Consider the following 17,660-nt stretch of genomic DNA (forward strand, 5'->3'; position numbering starts at 1 on the left):
CGCTACCTTGCTCGCGAGGTCTTCGCCCTCATCATGCAGCGCCAGAAGGAAATCAACGCGACACGTATCGCTGCTTGACAAACAGAAGGGCGTCCAGGGCTCCCAGTTCACCAGCATGGATTGGGCTGCCTTCCTCAAGCACCACAATTTTGAGCACTCGATGAGCCGGCGCGGGAACTGCCACGACAACGCGGTAGCAGAAAGCTTCTTCAACCTGCTCAAGCGGGAGCGGATACGCCGCAAGACCTACCGAACGCGCGAAGAGGCAAGGCAGGACGTGTTCGACTACATCGAGATGTTCTACAATCCCAGACGCAAGCATGTCAGGAATGGGATGCTGTCACCCGTCGAGTTCGAACGGCAGCACCAGATGTAGCCCGAAGGCGTCCACGAAACTCGGGGCTATTCACTGTTGCGGCGCCTCAGGAACGGAGTGTCTGGCTTATCTGGATTTGAGGTTATGTGGCCTGCAGCTGATGCTGCAAGCGTCTCTGGTGTATGGTCTGGCGCTTGAGCCTCTCACACAGCACCTGCTATATGCTCAAGCTGCACGGCGACTACAAGGATGGCCGCATCCTCAATACCGAGAGCGAACTGAGCGGCTAGCTGATCGCTTCGACCAGTTTCGACTTCCCTGGGATCCGTAGCAGCTCGCAGATCGCCCCCTATCATTCCGCGTGGCGACAGGCTCGCCGCGCGGAATGATGGGGCGGTGGCCTCAATCGCCGATCAGATGGGCGCGCGCGATATCGAGCTGCACGCCGACCTCCTCGCCGACCGCAGGGGCGGCGGGCGCCGGGCAATCCACGATCAGTTCGCCGATCGGCGTCTGCACCCAGTAGCGCGCGGTCGCACCGTGAAATGATTTGCGTTCGATCCGCCCGCACAGGGTATGCGCCGAACCGGCCTCGCTCGTGGCCAGAAGCCGCAGACATTCCGGCCGCACCATCAAGGACGGCTTGCCGGACACGTGCCGCGCCGGGAAGGGGAGGACGTTCGATCCCACGCGGATCGCCGCGTCATCTACGATCTCGACAGGCAGGAAATTCGCCGTTCCGACAAACTCCGCGACGTATCGATTGCGGGGGTGGAAATAGATCTGCTCCGGCGCGTCGAGCTGTTCGATGCGTCCGTCCCGCATGACGGCGATTCTGTCGGAGATCGAAAGCGCCTCCTCTTGATCGTGCGTGACGAAGACCATCGTCTTTCCCAGCACGCGTTGCAGCCGAACGATCTCTTCGCGCAACCGCACACGAAGCCGCGCGTCCAGGTTCGACAGCGGCTCGTCGAGTAGCAGCACCTGCGGATCGACAGCGAGCGCGCGCGCCAGGGCGACGCGCTGTTGCTGGCCGCCCGATAGCTGGTGGGGATGTTTGAGGCCCGCTCCGCCGAGCCCAACCAGATCGAGCATCTCCGCGATGCGCTTTTCAGCCTCCGCGGCGTTCACACGTCTGCGCTGGAGGCCGTAGCCGATGTTGTCCGCGACGCTGAGGTGCGGAAACAGGGCGTATTCCTGAAACACCATCGTCATCTGGCGCTGGTTGGGCGCTAGCCGCGTGATGTTGGCGCTGTCAAGAATGATTTCACCCTGCGTGGGTTGATAAAACCCCGCCAGAAGCCGCAGCGTCGTGCTCTTGCCGCAGCCCGAAGGGCCGAGAAGCGTCAGCATCTCGCCACGCGCGATGTCGAGCGAAATGTCGTCGACGGCCACAAAATCGCCGAGACGCTTTGTAACGCCGATTAGGCGCACATGGGCGTCGAACGCCGCGTCAGGCGCGCTGGCGGCTTGCTCGGTCGCCATCAGTGGCATTGTCATGGCTGGAATCCTCGCGAGAATGAAGTGGTGCGTCCCACGACCAGCGCGGCCACGCCGATGCAGAGGAACGTCAGAAGCAGCAGGAAGGTCGTGAGCGCGGCGGCGCCGCTCCAGTCGATGCCGCCGATCATCTGCAGGATGACGAAGGTCACCATCACATTGCCGGGCGCCACGAGAAAGACGACGACGCTGATATTGCTGACAGAGCGCACGAAGGATTGCAGGAAGGACGCCAGAAGCACCTTCGCCAGCAGCGGCGCATAGACATCGGCGACAAGCCTCAGTTCGCCGGCGCCGAGATCGCGCGCGGCGTCCTCGATGCTGCGGTGAATCTGGTCCAGCGCGACAGTCGTCGCCTGATAGGCGAGCGGCAAATGCCAGAAGCCGAGCGCGAACACGACGATCCAAATCGACCCGGCGAGTTCGATCGGCGGCTTGTTGAAGGCCAGAACGAAGCCGACGCCAATGAACACGCCAGGTAGCGCGCCGGGCAGAACCGCAAGGAAATCCAGAACCGGCCGGAACGGCAGGGCGCGCGATTTGAGGAAGGCCGCAAGCTGCCCCAGAATCGCCGTCACCGCGCCCGCGAGCGCCGCCACGAGAATGCTCGACCAGAGCGCGTCGGCATAGGCCCAGGCCTCTTTCCAGTGGCGAAGCGTGAGCGACCAGTCCGAGCCCCATGTGTCCGCCAGACCCGCATAGACGATGCCCAGATAGAGAACGACCACGACAGCGCTGACCAGCGAGCAGACGCCGACCACCAGCCATTTCAGCAAGGCCGGCGTCTTGATCTGCTCCATCGTCCCGCCGCGGCCGGTGACGGTTGAATAGCGGCGATCGCCGAGCAGACGCCGGCTCGCGACGAAGAGCGCCACCGCAGGGACGAGCAGCAGGCCGACGACGACGGCCGCCGCCTTGAGATCGGCGAGCCCCTCCATCATGAACCACGCCTCTGTGGCCAGCACGGGATAGTTCCCGGCGATGACGACGGCGTTGCCGAAATCCGCCAGCACGGTGATCGCGACGACGAGCATCGCGCCGATCAGTCCCGGCGCGACAAGCGGAAGCGTGATCGTGCGCAGCGCCTGACCCTCTGTCGCGCCAAGCGTCAGCGCGGCCTGCTCGGCGCTGGGGTGGATGCCTTCCAGCACGCCTTTCAGGATCATGCTCGCAAGCGGAAAGAAGGCGATGGTCTGGGCCAGCCACAGACCCGTCCAGCCGAAGATGTCGAGATCGAGACCGAGCAAATGACGACTGATCAATCCCTGCCGCCCGAACAGAAGCAGATAGGCGAAGGCGATCATGAAAGGCGGAGCAAAGAGCGGCGCCAGGCTCAGAAGGCTGAAGAAGCGCGCCCCGGGAATGTCCCGACGCGTGGCCGCGAAGGCGAAGGCGAAGCCGATCGCCGTAGAGGAAAATGTCGACAGCAGCGTTATGACGACCGTATTGGTCGCCGCGCGCCGCCATCGCGCGTTGCCCATCATGTTGATGTAGTCCTCAACGCCGGGAAAGCGCAGCACCGCAATTGTCGGCAACACGACGAAAACGACGAGCAAAGCGAGAACGAACACATAGAGCGCGGCGACTCCCCGTTCGATCCGGACGTCGCCGCCGTTCCCTGTCATGATTCCCAATCGTCGCATCGCCAGTATTGACATGATCGTTCCGTTGAGTTCGTCGCTGCGGAGCGCCGGCGCCGCGTCGGGGCGCCGGCTCCGTTAGCCGGCGGGCGGGCGGGTTACTGGCCCGAAACCTCGCCCCACTTCTTGCGGACGCGGTCCATGTTGGCCGTCGCCCATTCCATGTCGTATTTCGCCACCTTCATGTCCGCGATCGACGGCGCGCCGACGGGCGGGGCGACCTTGGGATTCAGGGGGTGGAAAAAGCCGACCTTGGCGGCAATGTCCTGGGCGTATTCGGAGGTGAGGAAGTCGATGAACTTCTTCGCGCCCTCTGGATTGGGGCCGCCTTTGACGATCGAGGCCGACCAGATCGCGACGGCGTTGTCGGGCGGTATGGCGTAATCAAGCGGCTGGCCCCGGTTGAGCTTGGCCGTCAGGATGTCGCCAAGCCAGTAGACGCCGGCCGGCGCCTCACCCTTCTCCACAAGCGCCACCACGATCGGCGCCGAAGGCGTGAACTGAGCGACATTGGCGGAGAATGTCTTGGTGTATTCCCACGCCTTGTCCTCGCCGAGCCGGAAGACCTGCGTCGCAAGCTGGATGAAGCCGATGGCCGAGGTCTGCGGATTGGCGGCGACCAGCTTGCCCTTGAATTCAGGCTTCAGCAAATCGTCCCAGGTCTTGGGATGGGCGACCTTGTCGCCAAACTCCTTGTTGAACTGGGTCGTGTTCCAGAAGATCGCCGTGGCGGTCGCGATCCAGCCGGTCCAGTATCCCTTGGGATCGACGTATCCCTTCGCGACGGCGTCCGGATAAAGGTTCGGCGACTTGTAGGAAACCAGCAGCCCGTCCTTGGCCAGGGCCTCCTGGAAATCGATGGGGGCGGCCGCGAAGATATCGGCGCGCGGCCTGTCCTTCTCGCTGCGGATGCGCGCGGCCAGCGTGCCCACCGCGGGAACGTTGAGATACTCGACCTTGACGCCGGTCCGCTTCGTGAACTCGTCGCTGATGCGACGGTTCATCTCGGCGATCGGAAGGACCGTGTAGACGACGATCTTTTCCTGCGCGATCGCGCTTGCGCCCGGGAACAGGGTGAGCGCAAGAAGCGCCGCGGCCATCTGCATGTTGAGATATTTCTTCAATTCGACTTTGCCTCCCGCATCGGCGCAGGTTCGCGCCTTTGTTGTGTTCCGGCCGCCGATCTGGCGGCGGCCGACCTTCGCGTCTTAAGCGCGCCGCGCGTCACTGGCCGGTGACCGCGCCCCACTTCTTGCGCAGGCGGTCCATGTTCGCGGTCGCCCATTCCATGTCGTATTTCACGACGCTCATTTCGGTGAGCGAGGGCGCGCCGACAGGCGGCGCCACTTTCGTATTGAGGGGATGATAGAAGGCGACCTTCGCCGCAGTGTCCTGCACGAATTCGGAGGTGAGGAAATCGATATATTTCTTCGCCCCCTCAGGGTTTGGCCCGCCCTTGACGATCGAGGCCGCCCAGATCGCGACAGCGTTGTCGGGCGGAACCATGACCTCCAGCGGCTGGTTGCGGCCGACCTTCGCTGTCAGAATGTCGCTGAGCCAGAATACGCCGACCGGGACCTCGCCCTTCTCGACCAGAGCCACGACGATCGGAGCCGAGGGCGTGAACTGGGCCGAGTTGGCGGCGAAGGCCTTGACATAGTCCCAGGCCTTGTCTTCTCCCAGGCGAAACATCTGCGTGGCGAGCTGGACGAAGCCGACGGCCGAGGTCTGCGGGTTCGCGCTGACGAGCTTGCCCTTGAATTCCGGCTTGAGCAGATCATCCCAGGTCTGCGGCGGCTTGGCGTTTTCCCCGATCTCCTTCTTGAACTGGCTAGTGTTCCAGAAAATCGCCGTCGCAGTGGCGAACCAGCCAGTCCAGTTGCCCTTGGCGTCCGCATAGCCCTTGGCCACTGCATCGGGCGGGAGACCAGGGGAAAGATAGGGCGTCAGCAGGCCGTCCTTGGCCAGCGCCTCATGGAAATCGACGGGCGCGGTCGCGAAGACGTCGGCGCGCGGCCGGTCCTTCTCGCTTCGGATGCGCGCGGCGAGGGTGCCGACCGCCGGCACGTTGAGATACTCGACCTTGATGCCGGTGCGCTTGGTGAATTCGTCGCTGATGCGGCGATTCATCTCGGGAAAAGGCGTGACGGTGTAGACGACGACCTTTTCCTGCGCGCTGGCCGCAGGGGCGCAGGAGAGCAGGGCGAGCGCGGCGATGGCCGCGGCCTGCAGGGCTGCAAATGGCGTTCTCATTGTGACGTTCTCTCCCTGTTTCGCGCTGTTCCGCGTTAGCGTCGCTTCATGCGTCAGTTCATGACGGAACCGCCGTCGGCGGAAAGCGTTTGACCTGTGATGAAATCGCTGGCCGGGCTCGCCAGAAAGAGCAGCGCGCCCATCAGGTCCGCAGGCGTGGCTTCGCGCTTGAGTGCCCGGCTGGCGATGTTGTTCGCCACCATTTCCCTGGTCCAGCTCTGGTTGGCGATCATCGCCTCGCTCATGGTCAGCCCCGGCGCGAGCGCGTTGACGCGCACGCCCTGCGCGCCAAGCTCGCGCGCCGCGGCGCGCGTGAGAGAGATCACCGCACCTTTCGAGGCAACGTAATGCGCAAGGCCGGGCGATCCCTTGATTGCGGTGCCGGAGGCCAGGTTGATGATCTTGCCGTAGCCGCGCTCCTGCATGAGCGGGGCGACGGCTTTGATGCATTCGAAGACGCCGCGAACATTCACGGCCATCACGCGATCCCAGTCGGCGCTGTTCAACTCCGTCAGCGGCGTGAGTTGCAACTGCCCCGAAATGGCGGCGTTGTTGACGAGTATGTCAACACCGCCGAAACGCGCACGGGCGGCCTCGACCACGCCGCGCACCGAGGCGGGGTCCGTCACGTCGAGCCACGCCCCGAGGCTTTCGCCGCCGATATCGGCAATCGCCGCGCAGGTCACGGAAACGTCGGAGAGATCGCCGACGACGACGCGCGCGCCGGCTTTCGCAAGCGTCAGCGCGAAGCCCGCGCCCAGCCCCTGCGCCGCGCCGGTGACGATCGCGACCTTGCCAGCAAGAACCTCGCCGGCGGGGACGCCGTGTCCGCTCATCTGTGTGTTCGCCATGGTGTGGGACCTCAATAGGCGCTGGCGCCGCCGTCGATCGGGATGACGGCGCCGGTCATGAAGCTCGAGGCCGGAGAGGCGAGCAGCAGCGCGAGCCCCTTGATCTCGTGGGGCGAGCCGAGGCGGCCAAGTGGCACGTCGGCGACGAACTGGCTGGCTACATGGGGATCGCGCAACCGTCCCTGGCCGATGTCGGTCAGAAACGGACCGGGCGCGATCGCGTTGATATTGACATTGTGTGGCGCAAGCTCGATCACCGACTGACGCACGAGATTGGCGACGGCGGCCTTGGTCGAGGCGTAGGCGTAGCCGCACATGGGCTCGCCGCGCAGGCCCGCGATGGAGCTTGTGACGATAATACGCCCTTGCCGACGCTTGATCATATGCGCCGCCGCCGAGCGGATCGTGACGAAAACGCTAGTGAGATTGATGTTGAGCAGCGCGTTCCAGCGCGCGAGATCGACATTTGCCATGGCGCCGGCCTCGGTGCGCGGCCCCGACCCGGCCGAGAGGCCCGCATTGGCGAAAACGATGTCGATCTGTCCATGCGCGGCGACGATCCCATCGATCGCGCGCGTGATCGCATCAAGATCGGAGACGTCCAGCACGATCGTCTCGACGGCGCCGCCGGCGGCGCGCAGCCGGTCCGCCGCGCTCGCCAGGGCGTCCGCGTCGATATCCGTCATCACCACATGGGCGCCTTGCTCCGCGACGGCCTCCGCCATGGCGAAGCCGAGGCCCCGGGCGGCGCCGGAGACAAAGGCGATCTGCCCCTTCAGCTTCAGTTGTTCATCGACGCGCACGCCATGCTCTCCTTTTTAAAGTCTCGATCGAGCGATGAAGGGCCGCCCCGGGGCGGCCATGCCGCGGGTCAGGCGTTCTTGAGGAAAGCCAGCACGGCCTCGGCCGTGACGTCGGCCTTCTCGGCATGCGGCAGATGGCCGGCGTCCTCGATGATCGTCGTCTTCGCGCCCGGGATCGCGGCGGCCCAGGCGGCGCTGGTGGCGACCGGGCAGTAATTGTCGTGGCGCCCCCACACGATATGCGCCGGCGCCGTGATGCGATGCAGCCAGCGCGCGAGATCGGGATTCGTCAGGCCGACCGGCGCCCCCAGACGCGCCATCGTCGTCTGGTTCTTGATCAGGTTTGCGAGCTGCTCGGGGCCGGGCGTCGCGGAAAGGATGCGCTCAGCGATCGCCTGGTTGTGAAACAGCTTGCGCGTGCTCTCCGGGTAGGACCAGCGGAAGAGATCCTCCTGATCTCCCACAGCCGCGAGGCCGGCCGGGCCGATGAGCGTCACGCTCGCGAGCTTGCCGCAATCGCGCGACGCCATCTCGGAGGCGATCCAACCGCCAAAGGAGTTGCCGATCAGATGCACGCGATCGAGCTTCATCTCGTCCAGCAGGTCGAGATAGAACAGCGTGAGGTCGTTGACCGAGTTGAGCCAGGCGGGATTGTCGGATTCGCCGAAGCCGGGATGCTCTGGAACGATCAGGTCATGATGCTGCGAGACGGCGTTGAAGAACGGCGTCCACACGTTCAATCCCGCGCCCCCGTGCAGGAAGAGCGCGGTCGGACCGGCGCCGCCGCGAAACATCCTGATGGATGCGCCGGCGATGACGGGGTGCGAGACGACATGGGACATGCGATTGGCTCCTTTGGCCCTTCCGGGCGGCGATGTGGCGTGCGTCGGGGATCAGGCGTCGGCAGGCTGCGCAGCGCTTTGATCGGGATGATGGCGTCTAGCGAAGCTTGCGATGAGGCGGGAGACTTCGTCCGGCCTCTCGAGGTTCAGCAGATGCGCGGCGGGCGATAGGATCGTCATGGTCGCGCCCGGAATCTCCGCGCGAAGCCCCTCCAGCGCGGCAGGGGGCGTCGAGGGATCCTGTTCGCCGGCGATGAGCTGCACGGGCAGTCTGATCTCGCTCACGCGACTGCGCAGGTCGAAATCGCGGATGACCCGGCAGGCGACCGCGTAGCTCGCCGGATCGACATGCGCGAGCTGGGCGAGCGCGCCCTCTGCGACGTCGGGCGCGGAGGCGAGAAGATGCGGCGTGAACCAGCGGCCGCGAGAAATCTCGATGAAGGGCTCCATGCCCTGGACCACCGCGTTGCGGGCGCGCTGCTCCCATGCGTCGGGCGGCGGCAGATAGGCGGCCGTCGCGCAGAGCGTGAGCGAGAGCAATCGCCCGGGCGCATGCAGGGCCAGATGCTGGCCGATCATGCCGCCAAGCGAAAGGCCGATGAAATGCGCCCGCCCGACCCCGGCGGCGTCCATGACCGCCAGAGCGTCGGCGGCGAAATCAGCGACGCTCGCCGCCTCTCCGCTGGGGAAGGAACGGCCGTGGCCGCGATAGTCGTAACGCAGGACCTGAAAATGCGGCGCGAGCGCCTCGGTCTGCCGATCCCAGAGCTCCAAGCTCGTGCCGAGCGAGCTGGCGAACATCAGGACGGCGTCGCCGTTTCCTTGAAGTTCATAGTTCAGCCTGCGGCCGTTGGATGTCGCGATTGGCATGGATCAGCCCTTTTTTGGCAAAGTGGCGCCGACGCGGCGCCGTGGCCTGGCGCGCGAGCATGGCGTCCCGAGGAAAGTTGGTTCAGCGGTTCGTCGTCTCCGGCGGCCGCTCCCAGAAGGCCGTTCGGCTGGCGATGAGTTTGACTGCGAGGCTCAGCAGAAGCCCCATCACGGAGAGATAGGCGAGAACGGAGAACACGCCCGCGACGTCGATCACCGCCTGTCGCTGGATGATGAGGCTGCCAAGCCCCACCGAGGACCCGACGAATTCGCCGACGATCGCTCCGATCAGCGCGAACACTATGCCGACCTCAAGGCCCGCGAAGAGATAGGGCAGCATCCCCGGCAGCCGGACTTTCGTGAAGACCTGCAGCGGGCGCGCGCGCAGCGATTTCATCAGCAACAGCCGCCGCTGGTCCGTCGTTCTGAGCCCTGCGATGACGTTGACGAGGATCGGAAAGAAGGCGATCAGCGCCGCCATCACCGCCTTTGAATGAAGCCCGTAGCCGAACCAGATGATCAGGAGGGGCGCGATCGCCACCTTCGGGATGGTCTGGAAAGCCAGAAGCAGCGGATAGATCGCGCGGTCGATCGCCGGCGACAGGCCGATGGTGACGCCAAGCCCCATGCCCAGGACGACCGCCATGGCGAAGCCGACGATCACCTCGACAAACGTGATCCAGAAGTGGGGAAGGATCAGGCCGGAGACGAGGTCCTCATAGATGCGCGCGGCCACCGTCGCGGGCGCGGGGATCACATAGGCGGGCACGTCGAACAAAGCGACGCTCGCCTGCCAGAGCGCAAGCGCGACGATGGTGCAGATGATCGCGGGAAGTCCGCGAGGGGTTGTGAACACAGGCCGCCAGGGCCGCAGTTCCTGCGTCGTGGCCGAGGCTTTCATGCGGGCTCTCCTCTGTGGTCGAGCAGGTCGCGCAGCCGCGAGACATATCCGCCAAACGCGTCGCTGTTCATCTGCTCGATGCGCCGCGGCCGCGGAATGTCGATGTCGACGATCTCGCGCACGGTCGAGGGGCGGCCCGACATGACGAAGACGCGGTCGGAAAGAAACGCGGCTTCGGCGATCGAATGGGTGACGAACACGACCGTCGCGCCCAGGTCGAGGCTGATGCGCTGAAGCTCGAGATTCATCTGCTCGCGCGTCATGGCGTCGAGCGCGCCGAAAGGTTCGTCCATCACCAGCAGCGAGGGCTCGAGAGACAGCGCCCTGGCGATCGAGACGCGCTGCTGCATCCCGCCCGAGAGTTCGTGCGGGAACTTCGTCTCGAAGCCGGCCAGGCCGACCAGCCTGATCATGGCACGCGCCCGACGCTCCTGCTCGGCCTTGGGCAGGCCCCGCACCTCGCCGGGCAGCATGACGTTGGACAGGACCGTTCGCCAGGGAAACAGCACCGCATCCTGAAACACGATGCCGCATCCCTCCTGCGGTCCGAAGACCGGCTCGCCCTTGAAGCGAATCTCGCCTTCTGACGGGCTGAGGAGGCCCGCCAGCATCATCATCAGCGTGCTCTTGCCGCAGCCCGACGGGCCGAGGATCGAGACGAACTCTCCCGCCCCGATCGCCGCGGACACCGAATCGACCGCGCGAACCGGACGCCCGTCGACGGCGCGATACACCTTCGCGACCCTGTTGAACTCGATCAGCCGCGTCGTTCCGGCCAGACGACGATCCTGGAGACGATCCGCCTCCGGGCCCCCGGGCATGGGGGCCCCGGCGTCGGGGGGAAGAGCGTGCGTGTTCATTTCCAGCCTCGCGCCTTGGCGCGGACGGCCTGCGCGTCGATCGGGCCGACGCGATCCATCAGCTCATTGGTGGCGAGCGCCTTCGCGGAGAGATCGGAGGTCAGCACACCTTCCTCCTTCATCACGGCGAGATAGTTCGTCAGCTTGTCGAGATCAAAGCGGCCGATCTGGTCGATGGGCGTCTCGTCCCCGAGATTCATCATGAACGAGAGCTCGGCCATGCCGGTCCTCAGCGCGTCGGCATCGGTGGCGCCCTGCCTGGAGGCCGGATTGGCCTTCCAGTAGATGCGAAGCGCGGCCTCGGGGTTTTCGCGCATGAAGATGCGCGCCTTCACCAGAGCGCGCAGGATGCCCACGGCGCGGTCCTTGACCCGGTCATAGGCGCTGTCGGCGACGAACAGCCCGTCGCTGCCGATGAAGCCGATCCGGGGGTGATGCAGATAGCGCAGCTTGACGCCCGCGCGCTCCAGGGCCGCGTAGCCGCCGTCCCACAAAGAGAGCGCCTGCACCTTGCCCGACTTCAGCGCCTGCAGCGCGCTGTCGCCGACGCCGACCGGGAGAAAGACCGACGGATCGGATTTCAGGCCGGCCGCGCGCAGCATCGAGCGCGCGACGATCAGCGAGCCGCTTCCCATGTTGGAGACGCCGATCGTCTTGCCGGCGAGATCGGCGACGCTGCGGGCCGGGCTGTCGACCGGAACCGCCATGAAGAAGATGTTGTGGTTCGAGTAATTGAAGATGAACTTACCGCGCATCCCCTGCGCGTAGCCATAGAGGTAGGGCTCGAAGGCGAACTGCCCGAGGTCCGCGCCGCCGCTCGCCGTGATCTGAGCGGCCTGCGGCGCGCCTTGCGCGTAACGCACCGCGACGTCGAGCCCCTCTTCAGCGAAGAAGCCGGCCTCCTGGGCAACGTAATAGTCGACATAGGCCGCGGCGGGCACGGGCGACCCGTTCTGGATGACCACCTTCTCGAACGCCTGCGCGAGGCCGGTGGATGCCAGCAGCGCGATCGCGGACGCGGCCTTCACAAGATGACGTCTCAGCATGTCTGGTTTCCTCCCGATTTCGGCTTTTTCTTTTCGGCGGCGAACCCGCTCTCAGCCCGCCTTTGTCAGGACGAAATCGCCCATATCGGCCGATTGCGTGACGCGCCAGTATTCAAGCAGCGAGAACGGCCATGTCTGCGACGCGCGGCCGGCGGCGTTTCGATACCAGCTGCTCACTGTCGCGACACCCCAAGATTTGGTTAGGTTTTCCGCATCGACCCGGCGGTTGAACGCCTCGAACGGCTCCATGCGGCAATCAATCGCTGAATAGCCTTTCGCGAGCATTTCGCCGATCGCCGAGGTTGCGTATTTCACCGCGCATTCGGCCGAGAAGATCGCGCTGCCATTGACCACGACGCCGGTGTTCGGCCCGCAGGACATGAACAGGTTGGGAAAGCCAGGGATGACGACGCCGAGATAGGCGCGGCAATCGCCCGCCCACCATTCATGCAGGTCGCGCCCCTCGCGCCCGATGACTTTCATCGGATGCAGATAGTCCGACGCCAGAAAGCCGGTGGCGAAGACAATGACGTCGACCTCATGACGCTCGCCGTCGGCGGTGACGATCGCGTCGCCCTCGATCCGCGCGAGAGGCTCAGTGATCAACTGCGCATGGGGACGCTTCAGCGCCGCTGTCCACACGCCGTTGTCGCGCAGCATCCGCTTGGCGCCCGGCGGATAGTTCGGCGTCAGCTTCTCGAGAAGGTCGGGCCTGTCCGTGAGCTGGGCCTCAAGATGCGCCATGCACTCCTGGCGCAGCCTCTCGTTCGCCCGGCCGACCGACACAGGATGTTTCCAGTCCTTCTCCACCTGCACGGACGGCAGCCGGCCCTCGGCGGCGATCCAGAACTGCCAGAAGCGGAACCAGCGGCCATAATAGGGGATATGGCGCAACAGCCACGCCATGCCCGGCTTGATGTCGTCATGATAGGTCGGCGTCGGCAGCATCCAGGGCGGGTTGCGCTGGAATACGCGCAGCGCGTCGACCTCGTCGACGATCGAGGGGACGATCTGATAGGCGCTGGCGCCCGCGCCGATCACGGCGACGCGCTTGCCCTTGACGTCAATGTCCGCAGGCCATTGCGCCGAATGGAACCAGCGGCCCTTGAAGCCGTCGAGCCCCTCGATCTCGGGAATCGAGGGCTGGCTGAGCTGCCCGACCGCCGAGATCACCGCGTTGAACCGGCGTTCGGACCTGGAGCCGTCCGCCTCGCGGATCGAGAGCCGCCAGACGGCGGCCGCCTCGTCCCAGGTCAGCCCCGTGACTTCGACGCCGAACCGGATGTGCGGGCGAAGATGGGCGAGCCGGGTGACCTCGGCGATATAGGACTGGATCTCCGATTGCCGCGAGAATTGCTGCGGCCAGTCCTGGCGCTGGGCGAAGGAAAGGCTGTAGGCGAAGTTCGGCGTGTCGAGCCGGCATCCGGGATAGCGGTTGGCCCACCACACGCCGCCCACGTCCTCGCTACGCTCGAAAACAGTGAAACTGACGCCGGACTGGGACAGGCGATGGGCCGCGGCGACGCCGGAAAGGCCCGCGCCGATCACGGCCACCGAGAAATCGCGGCCGGGCGCGAGGTCTTCCTTGCGCCAGTCAGGCGCGCCCATGTCGCGCGGCAGCCCGAGCTCCGAGCTCAGCAATGGCAGATAGTCGTCGCCCGCATCCTTGGTCATAAACCGCATGATGCGGTTCAGCCAGGCCGCGTCGGGCACCTCGGGAGAGGGCGAGCCCCGGTCGCGATAGGCGACGATGGCGCGCACGGCGAGCGAGCGCGCCTTCGCCTGCGCCTCGTCGGACATGCCGCCCTGACCTTTGATGGAGGCGCCCATGGGGGGCGTGGGCGGGCGCAGATCATCGGCGATCAAAGTCTCGTCCGCCGTGATCATCGCGAGCGCGGCGAGAAGCGCGGGGAGGTCCGCATCCTGCACGGCCTGCTCGATTTCCTCGCGGCTAGCCGTGATCGGCGAGACCTCGTCATATTTGCGTAATCCGCCCTGCGCCTCGCGCTCATCGGGCATCGCCCGCCATGCAGCAACCATTTCTCGCCGATCCTTGCGCTTCATCCACTCCGTAGCTCGCGCTGCGCCGACCCCGGGCGCGACGAGCCTTTTTCAAGGGCGCTGACGTCAGGACGTCTGCGCGGCGCGCGCAGCGAGCGACGTGCCCCCGGTCGACCAGTCCGTCTTCGCAACCTCTTCCAGCACTACCCACACTTTCGCGGGGTCACAGCCGGCGGCAGCGGCGTAGGCTGCTGTGACCTCCTTCAGGATTTTTTCTTTTGCAGCCGGGTCATATTGGGCGGCGTGGCTGATCCTGATCACTGGCATTGAACTTCCTCCGACCCCGCGCTTGTGCGGCGGGCTTTTCGCGGCGTCTGCGTTCTCTACGCGCTCTGGCGAGTCGGTTGGCGTAGACGACCCGACGACTTTCTGTAGCGGGATGTTCCATCATAAGCAACATAAAATTTCACATATAGGAACATTCTGAGTCGCTCGAGGGAAAACGCTCAGGCGGATGCGTTTCAGGCAGGTATTGTTTCTTTATAAGAAACTATGCATTGTTCCTATCGGAACGCCTTGGCATTGGAGATCAGGCCGTGAATGGGTCGCCGACCTTATCCTCCGTTGAGAGGGCGCTTGCGCTTCTTGAAGTGCTCGCGCGCGAAGGAAGCCTGAATCTCACCCAGCTCAGCGAGCGGCTGGAAGCGGGAAAGACGACGACCTTCCGGCTGGCGGCGACCCTGGTGGAACGCGGCTGGCTCATCAAGGGGCCTGACCTGCGCTACAGCCTTGGGCCCGCCGCTCTCGGCCTGGCCGGCGAGCGCGGGGGCAGGATCGACCTGAAGAAGCAGCTCCTGCCCATCATGATCGAGTTGCACGAGGAGAGCGAAGAGACGGTCCACCTCACGCGCCTCGAGGGGCGTTACATCGTCTATCTGCACCAGCTCCTCTCCCCCAAGCCTGTGGTGTCGCTGACCTCACTGGACACGCGCTCCCCCGCCCATTGCGTCTCGCCTGGGCTGGCGCAGCTTGCAGCCCTGCCCGATGCGCAGATCGATTGGGTGCTGAGCGCGCCGCTCGTTCGCTACACCAGCATCTCGCCCACCCATCCCGACGCCGTGAGAATGCAGATCGCGCGCGTTCGCAGCGCCGGCTACAGCATTAATCTCGGCTCGTTCCGAGAGGATGTGGGCGGTGTCGGTGTTGCCGTCCGGAACGCGCGCGGCGAGCCTGTCGCCGGCCTGTCGCTGTGCATCCCAGTCTTTCGCCTTTCCGCGCTTGACATTCCCAAGCTCGGCGAGCGCCTGATGCGGGCGGCGCAGGACGCCGAGATTGTCATGCGAGACGAGTTCGCGCGTCGTCCAGAATGCGCGTTCGAGGCGTGAGAGCGGCGCAGCACGCGCGGTCCGTCGCGCAGCCCCAGTTCGCGTCCGGCGTCAGCGCCATTGAGGCCGTTTAGGGATTTGCAGGACGGGAGGATTTCTGGGTCAACGCAGCCATTCAGGAGCGCAGATGAGACAAAAAGTCGCCGATCGCAGAGGCGGCGATCCACCAGATCACGGTGCTCTATGCCATCGAGACAACGGGTCGTGTCGTAGCGGTAATTGCCGCTTCCGATCCTCTATGAGAACATCGGCATCGCGGTGGCGAAGATCTTCGCAAGCCTCGAGAATCAGCCCGAGATACCCAAAGGCATAGGCCCAACGTCCTTCGCTGGCACCAACTCATCCTTGAAACATTTCCAGCGACGTGGATCGAACAGCGCCTTCAGCCAGGTGATGGTCGTGGTCACTGCCGCCCGCTCGCGAGCATCCGACCTGTAGGTCAGCCAGATGTCCCGATATTTGGTCACAGGCAGGTTCAAGGGAACCACCTTGTTGCCAAACGCGACGGAATAATTTGGCAGCGCTCCGATGCCGATGCCAGCTTCTATCGCCCGGATCGCCCCGCAACTCCCCAGGACCCTTGCTGCCACCTGCTCGTTGCGGAGCTCTCCCAAGACGTTGGCGACGTGCCCCTCCTCGACATGGCCGTCGAGTTGCTCGACGAAGCGGTGCCGTCTGAGTTCGGCGAGGTCGGCGGGGCACCCATATAGATCCAGATAGGCCTGTGAGGCGAATAGTTCGAAATGCATGCGGCCCAGTTTCCCCGCTACAAGCTCCGGCACGCTGGGTGGCGTCATCTGAATCCCGATATCGCTGTCGAATCTCAGGATGTCGGCGACGCCGTTGGCAATGCGAAAATCCAGGCCGATCGTGGGGTTTGCTTTGTGAAAGGCTGCTGCGTTCGGGACTAGCCAGTTTACGCCGAGGCCCTGCGTCACCGTGATCGACACGAAAGCGCGGTCTCCGCGGACTTCTGCCGCCAATTGATCAAGGCCGTATACCGGAGCGGCCATTTGATCGATCAGGGCCAATGCCCGTTGGCCAAAGAGAGTTGGAGAAACGCCCTCTGGCAACCGGTTGAGCAGCCTGGCACCAAGTTGTTGCTCCAATTCGCCGATGCGCCGGAACAAGGTCGCGGCCCCGACGCCCGCCCGCGCGGCAGCTCGCCGGATGCTGCGTTCTTGGGCGACCAGCGCGAACAGCCGCAGATCGTCCCAGCTCATTCGGTCGATTCGAGGTGATTTGCTGAAGGTGTCGCGAGCCATGACTTTGATCTGCCGGCGTACAAAGTGGAACGCCTTGCGCCTATAATGGAACGCAAACGTTAATCGACCTTATGGCACCCGACCTGCGTAATCGCGAGCGACTAGGGCGGTGCCGCCGAGTAGGGGCGGCCACTGAGCCATGAAGGTGGGGCGATGTCATGCATTTTAAAAGAACCTGGCATCCGTACCCTACGAGCCGCACGGCTCGCGCCACGCCTATCGACGTCCCTGGCTGGTTAAACTGGGGTCAGAAGCAGCTGAGCGACGCGCTTGCAATGGCGGCGGCTCGGGAGGCGGGGCGTGCTGCCCAGGTCGGAGCCCTGGAGGAGGCGTTGCGTTCATGCGACGCCGATCACGAACTGCTCCGGGAGACCGGCCTCCTCAACCCCGATGGAACCCCAGTGCTCCGTTGGCATGCGAGGTTCGACGACGGGCACGACGCGATCGCGATCCGGCATGGGATCGAGCCAATGCGAAACCCGGCGTGTCGAGAGGGGAATTTTGTAGCCGGCGTCGGGTCGGAGCCGCGACGCGGACGCTGGCGCTCACCAAAGCGCTCGATCTGGTTCGATTTCGTCAGGCGACGGGTTCCTCCCTCGAGCGATTAGTCCTCGCCCTGCTCTTGAAACACCGTCGCCAGACCATTCCGCGCTGTAGCCCGGCCTCTCGGGAGAGGGAACAGCGCGGCTCTACCGGCGCGCTCGCGGGCCGCCGTCTCCTCCCCCTATCCGAGAGTTGTCCAAACCATGCACAAGCCAACCCTATCCGGCGGTTCGAATGCTGGCTCCGCTATGTCTGTTTCCAACCCAGCTTCGCCTCCTCCTGATGTGGCCGGTCCGGCCTTCCTGGTTCCCCAACCTTATCGTGCCCTGAAAGGAGCGAAGCTGCGGATGCGTGAATTTCTCTTCGGGCCGGCCTATCAGCGGCATCAGGTCACGCTCACGATCGCCGCGGGTGGCACGGGCAAGACGTCGCTATGCATCGCCGAGGCCGTGGCGATGGCCTCTGGCGCGGCATTCATCGAGAAGTGTGCACGGCGGTGAGAAAACCATCCAGTGGAGCGCCTGCGTTTGTGCCGGCGCGGGCGGCGTAAAAGTCGGCCATTGGATAGGCTGACCCCTTTCGGG

The 17,660-nt window shown here is 64.8% G+C and carries 17 protein-coding genes; 3 read left to right on the forward strand and 14 right to left on the reverse strand.

What is annotated here, in order from left to right:
• Window positions 1-376: IS3 family transposase (locus tag ACFPN9_RS21250; RefSeq protein WP_377817558.1), on the forward strand; the 376-nt coding region annotated here is incomplete at its 5' end.
• A gap of 342 nt (window positions 377-718) precedes the next feature.
• Here ACFPN9_RS21250 and ACFPN9_RS21255 read toward each other — a convergent pair.
• The 13 genes from ACFPN9_RS21255 to ACFPN9_RS21315 all read right to left on the reverse strand — a co-directional run bounded on the left by ACFPN9_RS21255 (window position 719) and on the right by ACFPN9_RS21315 (window position 14,210).
• Window positions 719-1,816 (reverse strand): ABC transporter ATP-binding protein, encoded by a 1,098-nt coding sequence (locus ACFPN9_RS21255; RefSeq protein WP_377817559.1) that lies wholly within the window; start codon window positions 1,814-1,816, stop codon window positions 719-721.
• Window positions 1,813-3,441: an ABC transporter permease gene (locus ACFPN9_RS21260; RefSeq protein WP_067988231.1), complete on the reverse strand. Its 1,629-nt coding sequence runs from the start codon at window positions 3,439-3,441 to the stop codon at window positions 1,813-1,815. The genes ACFPN9_RS21255 and ACFPN9_RS21260 overlap by 4 nt, the downstream gene beginning before the upstream one ends.
• Before the next feature lie 113 nt (window positions 3,442-3,554).
• Complete coding sequence (locus tag ACFPN9_RS21265) at window positions 3,555-4,580, reverse strand: extracellular solute-binding protein (protein ID WP_067988228.1); 1,026 nt, start codon at window positions 4,578-4,580, stop codon at window positions 3,555-3,557.
• 100 nt (window positions 4,581-4,680) lie between these two features.
• A complete protein-coding gene (locus ACFPN9_RS21270) occupies window positions 4,681-5,709 on the reverse strand; it encodes an extracellular solute-binding protein (protein ID WP_067988226.1) in 1,029 nt (342 codons plus the stop codon).
• A gap of 53 nt (window positions 5,710-5,762) precedes the next feature.
• Entirely contained in the window at window positions 5,763-6,560 is a 798-nt protein-coding gene (locus ACFPN9_RS21275; RefSeq protein WP_377817560.1) for an SDR family NAD(P)-dependent oxidoreductase, read from the reverse strand.
• A gap of 11 nt (window positions 6,561-6,571) precedes the next feature.
• Window positions 6,572-7,363, reverse strand: a complete 792-nt coding sequence (locus ACFPN9_RS21280) for an SDR family NAD(P)-dependent oxidoreductase (protein WP_067988221.1) — start codon at window positions 7,361-7,363, stop codon at window positions 6,572-6,574.
• 68 nt (window positions 7,364-7,431) lie between these two features.
• Window positions 7,432-8,205, reverse strand: coding sequence for an alpha/beta fold hydrolase (locus tag ACFPN9_RS21285; RefSeq protein WP_067988218.1), 774 nt, complete (start codon window positions 8,203-8,205; stop codon window positions 7,432-7,434).
• Between the two features lie 51 nt (window positions 8,206-8,256).
• Window positions 8,257-9,075 (reverse strand): alpha/beta fold hydrolase, encoded by an 819-nt coding sequence (locus ACFPN9_RS21290; RefSeq protein WP_082732748.1) that lies wholly within the window; start codon window positions 9,073-9,075, stop codon window positions 8,257-8,259.
• 82 nt (window positions 9,076-9,157) lie between these two features.
• Complete coding sequence (locus ACFPN9_RS21295) at window positions 9,158-9,976, reverse strand: ABC transporter permease (RefSeq protein ID WP_067988214.1); 819 nt, start codon at window positions 9,974-9,976, stop codon at window positions 9,158-9,160.
• Window positions 9,973-10,797 carry an ABC transporter ATP-binding protein gene (locus ACFPN9_RS21300; RefSeq protein ID WP_067988210.1) on the reverse strand — a complete coding sequence of 275 codons (825 nt, stop codon included), beginning with the start codon at window positions 10,795-10,797 and terminating at the stop codon, window positions 9,973-9,975. Before ACFPN9_RS21300 ends, ACFPN9_RS21295 begins: the two co-directional genes overlap by 4 nt.
• A gap of 35 nt (window positions 10,798-10,832) precedes the next feature.
• Complete coding sequence (locus tag ACFPN9_RS21305) at window positions 10,833-11,882, reverse strand: ABC transporter substrate-binding protein (RefSeq protein ID WP_067988208.1); 1,050 nt, start codon at window positions 11,880-11,882, stop codon at window positions 10,833-10,835.
• Between the two features lie 51 nt (window positions 11,883-11,933).
• The gene (locus ACFPN9_RS21310; protein ID WP_377817561.1) at window positions 11,934-13,922 is read right to left on the reverse strand and encodes a flavin-containing monooxygenase; all 1,989 of its coding nucleotides are present in this window, start codon (window positions 13,920-13,922) and stop codon (window positions 11,934-11,936) included.
• Between the two features lie 87 nt (window positions 13,923-14,009).
• Window positions 14,010-14,210 (reverse strand): tautomerase family protein, encoded by a 201-nt coding sequence (locus ACFPN9_RS21315; RefSeq protein WP_067988199.1) that lies wholly within the window; start codon window positions 14,208-14,210, stop codon window positions 14,010-14,012.
• 269 nt (window positions 14,211-14,479) lie between these two features.
• On the opposite strand from ACFPN9_RS21315, the gene ACFPN9_RS21320 reads away from it, so the two are divergent.
• A complete protein-coding gene (locus ACFPN9_RS21320; RefSeq protein WP_156450762.1) occupies window positions 14,480-15,268 on the forward strand; it encodes an IclR family transcriptional regulator in 789 nt (262 codons plus the stop codon).
• Between the two features lie 287 nt (window positions 15,269-15,555).
• On the opposite strand, the gene ACFPN9_RS21325 is transcribed toward ACFPN9_RS21320, so the two are convergent.
• Window positions 15,556-16,533 carry a LysR family transcriptional regulator gene (locus ACFPN9_RS21325; protein ID WP_082732745.1) on the reverse strand — a complete coding sequence of 326 codons (978 nt, stop codon included), beginning with the start codon at window positions 16,531-16,533 and terminating at the stop codon, window positions 15,556-15,558.
• Between the two features lie 890 nt (window positions 16,534-17,423).
• Here ACFPN9_RS21325 and ACFPN9_RS30335 point away from each other — a divergent pair.
• Entirely contained in the window at window positions 17,424-17,576 is a 153-nt protein-coding gene (locus ACFPN9_RS30335; protein WP_465247896.1) for a hypothetical protein, read from the forward strand.
• Window positions 17,577-17,660: the final 84 nt, after the last annotated feature.

This window comes from Allobosea massiliensis (assembly GCF_042655245.1).
GTDB classification, from domain to species: domain Bacteria; phylum Pseudomonadota; class Alphaproteobacteria; order Rhizobiales; family Beijerinckiaceae; genus Allobosea; species Allobosea massiliensis.

What these genes read in the sequence shown, in the direction of transcription:
- ACFPN9_RS21255 (WP_377817559.1), bottom strand. Translation starts at nt 1,816, where the DNA reads ATGACAATGCCACTGATGGCGACCGAGCAAGCCGCCAGCGCGCCTGAC.
- ACFPN9_RS21305 (WP_067988208.1), bottom strand. Translation starts at nt 11,882, where the DNA reads ATGCTGAGACGTCATCTTGTGAAGGCCGCGTCCGCGATCGCGCTGCTG.
- ACFPN9_RS21310 (WP_377817561.1), bottom strand. Translation starts at nt 13,922, where the DNA reads ATGGTTGCTGCATGGCGGGCGATGCCCGATGAGCGCGAGGCGCAGGGC.
- ACFPN9_RS21300 (WP_067988210.1), bottom strand. Translation starts at nt 10,797, where the DNA reads ATGCCCGGGGGCCCGGAGGCGGATCGTCTCCAGGATCGTCGTCTGGCC.
- ACFPN9_RS21290 (WP_082732748.1), bottom strand. Translation starts at nt 9,075, where the DNA reads ATGCCAATCGCGACATCCAACGGCCGCAGGCTGAACTATGAACTTCAA.
- ACFPN9_RS21260 (WP_067988231.1), bottom strand. Translation starts at nt 3,441, where the DNA reads ATGACAGGGAACGGCGGCGACGTCCGGATCGAACGGGGAGTCGCCGCG.
- ACFPN9_RS21275 (WP_377817560.1), bottom strand. Translation starts at nt 6,560, where the DNA reads ATGGCGAACACACAGATGAGCGGACACGGCGTCCCCGCCGGCGAGGTT.
- ACFPN9_RS21315 (WP_067988199.1), bottom strand. Translation starts at nt 14,210, where the DNA reads ATGCCAGTGATCAGGATCAGCCACGCCGCCCAATATGACCCGGCTGCA.
- ACFPN9_RS30335 (WP_465247896.1), top strand. Translation starts at nt 17,424, where the DNA reads ATGCGTGAATTTCTCTTCGGGCCGGCCTATCAGCGGCATCAGGTCACG.
- ACFPN9_RS21295 (WP_067988214.1), bottom strand. Translation starts at nt 9,976, where the DNA reads ATGAAAGCCTCGGCCACGACGCAGGAACTGCGGCCCTGGCGGCCTGTG.
- ACFPN9_RS21325 (WP_082732745.1), bottom strand. Translation starts at nt 16,533, where the DNA reads ATGGCTCGCGACACCTTCAGCAAATCACCTCGAATCGACCGAATGAGC.
- ACFPN9_RS21270 (WP_067988226.1), bottom strand. Translation starts at nt 5,709, where the DNA reads ATGAGAACGCCATTTGCAGCCCTGCAGGCCGCGGCCATCGCCGCGCTC.
- ACFPN9_RS21285 (WP_067988218.1), bottom strand. Translation starts at nt 8,205, where the DNA reads ATGTCCCATGTCGTCTCGCACCCCGTCATCGCCGGCGCATCCATCAGG.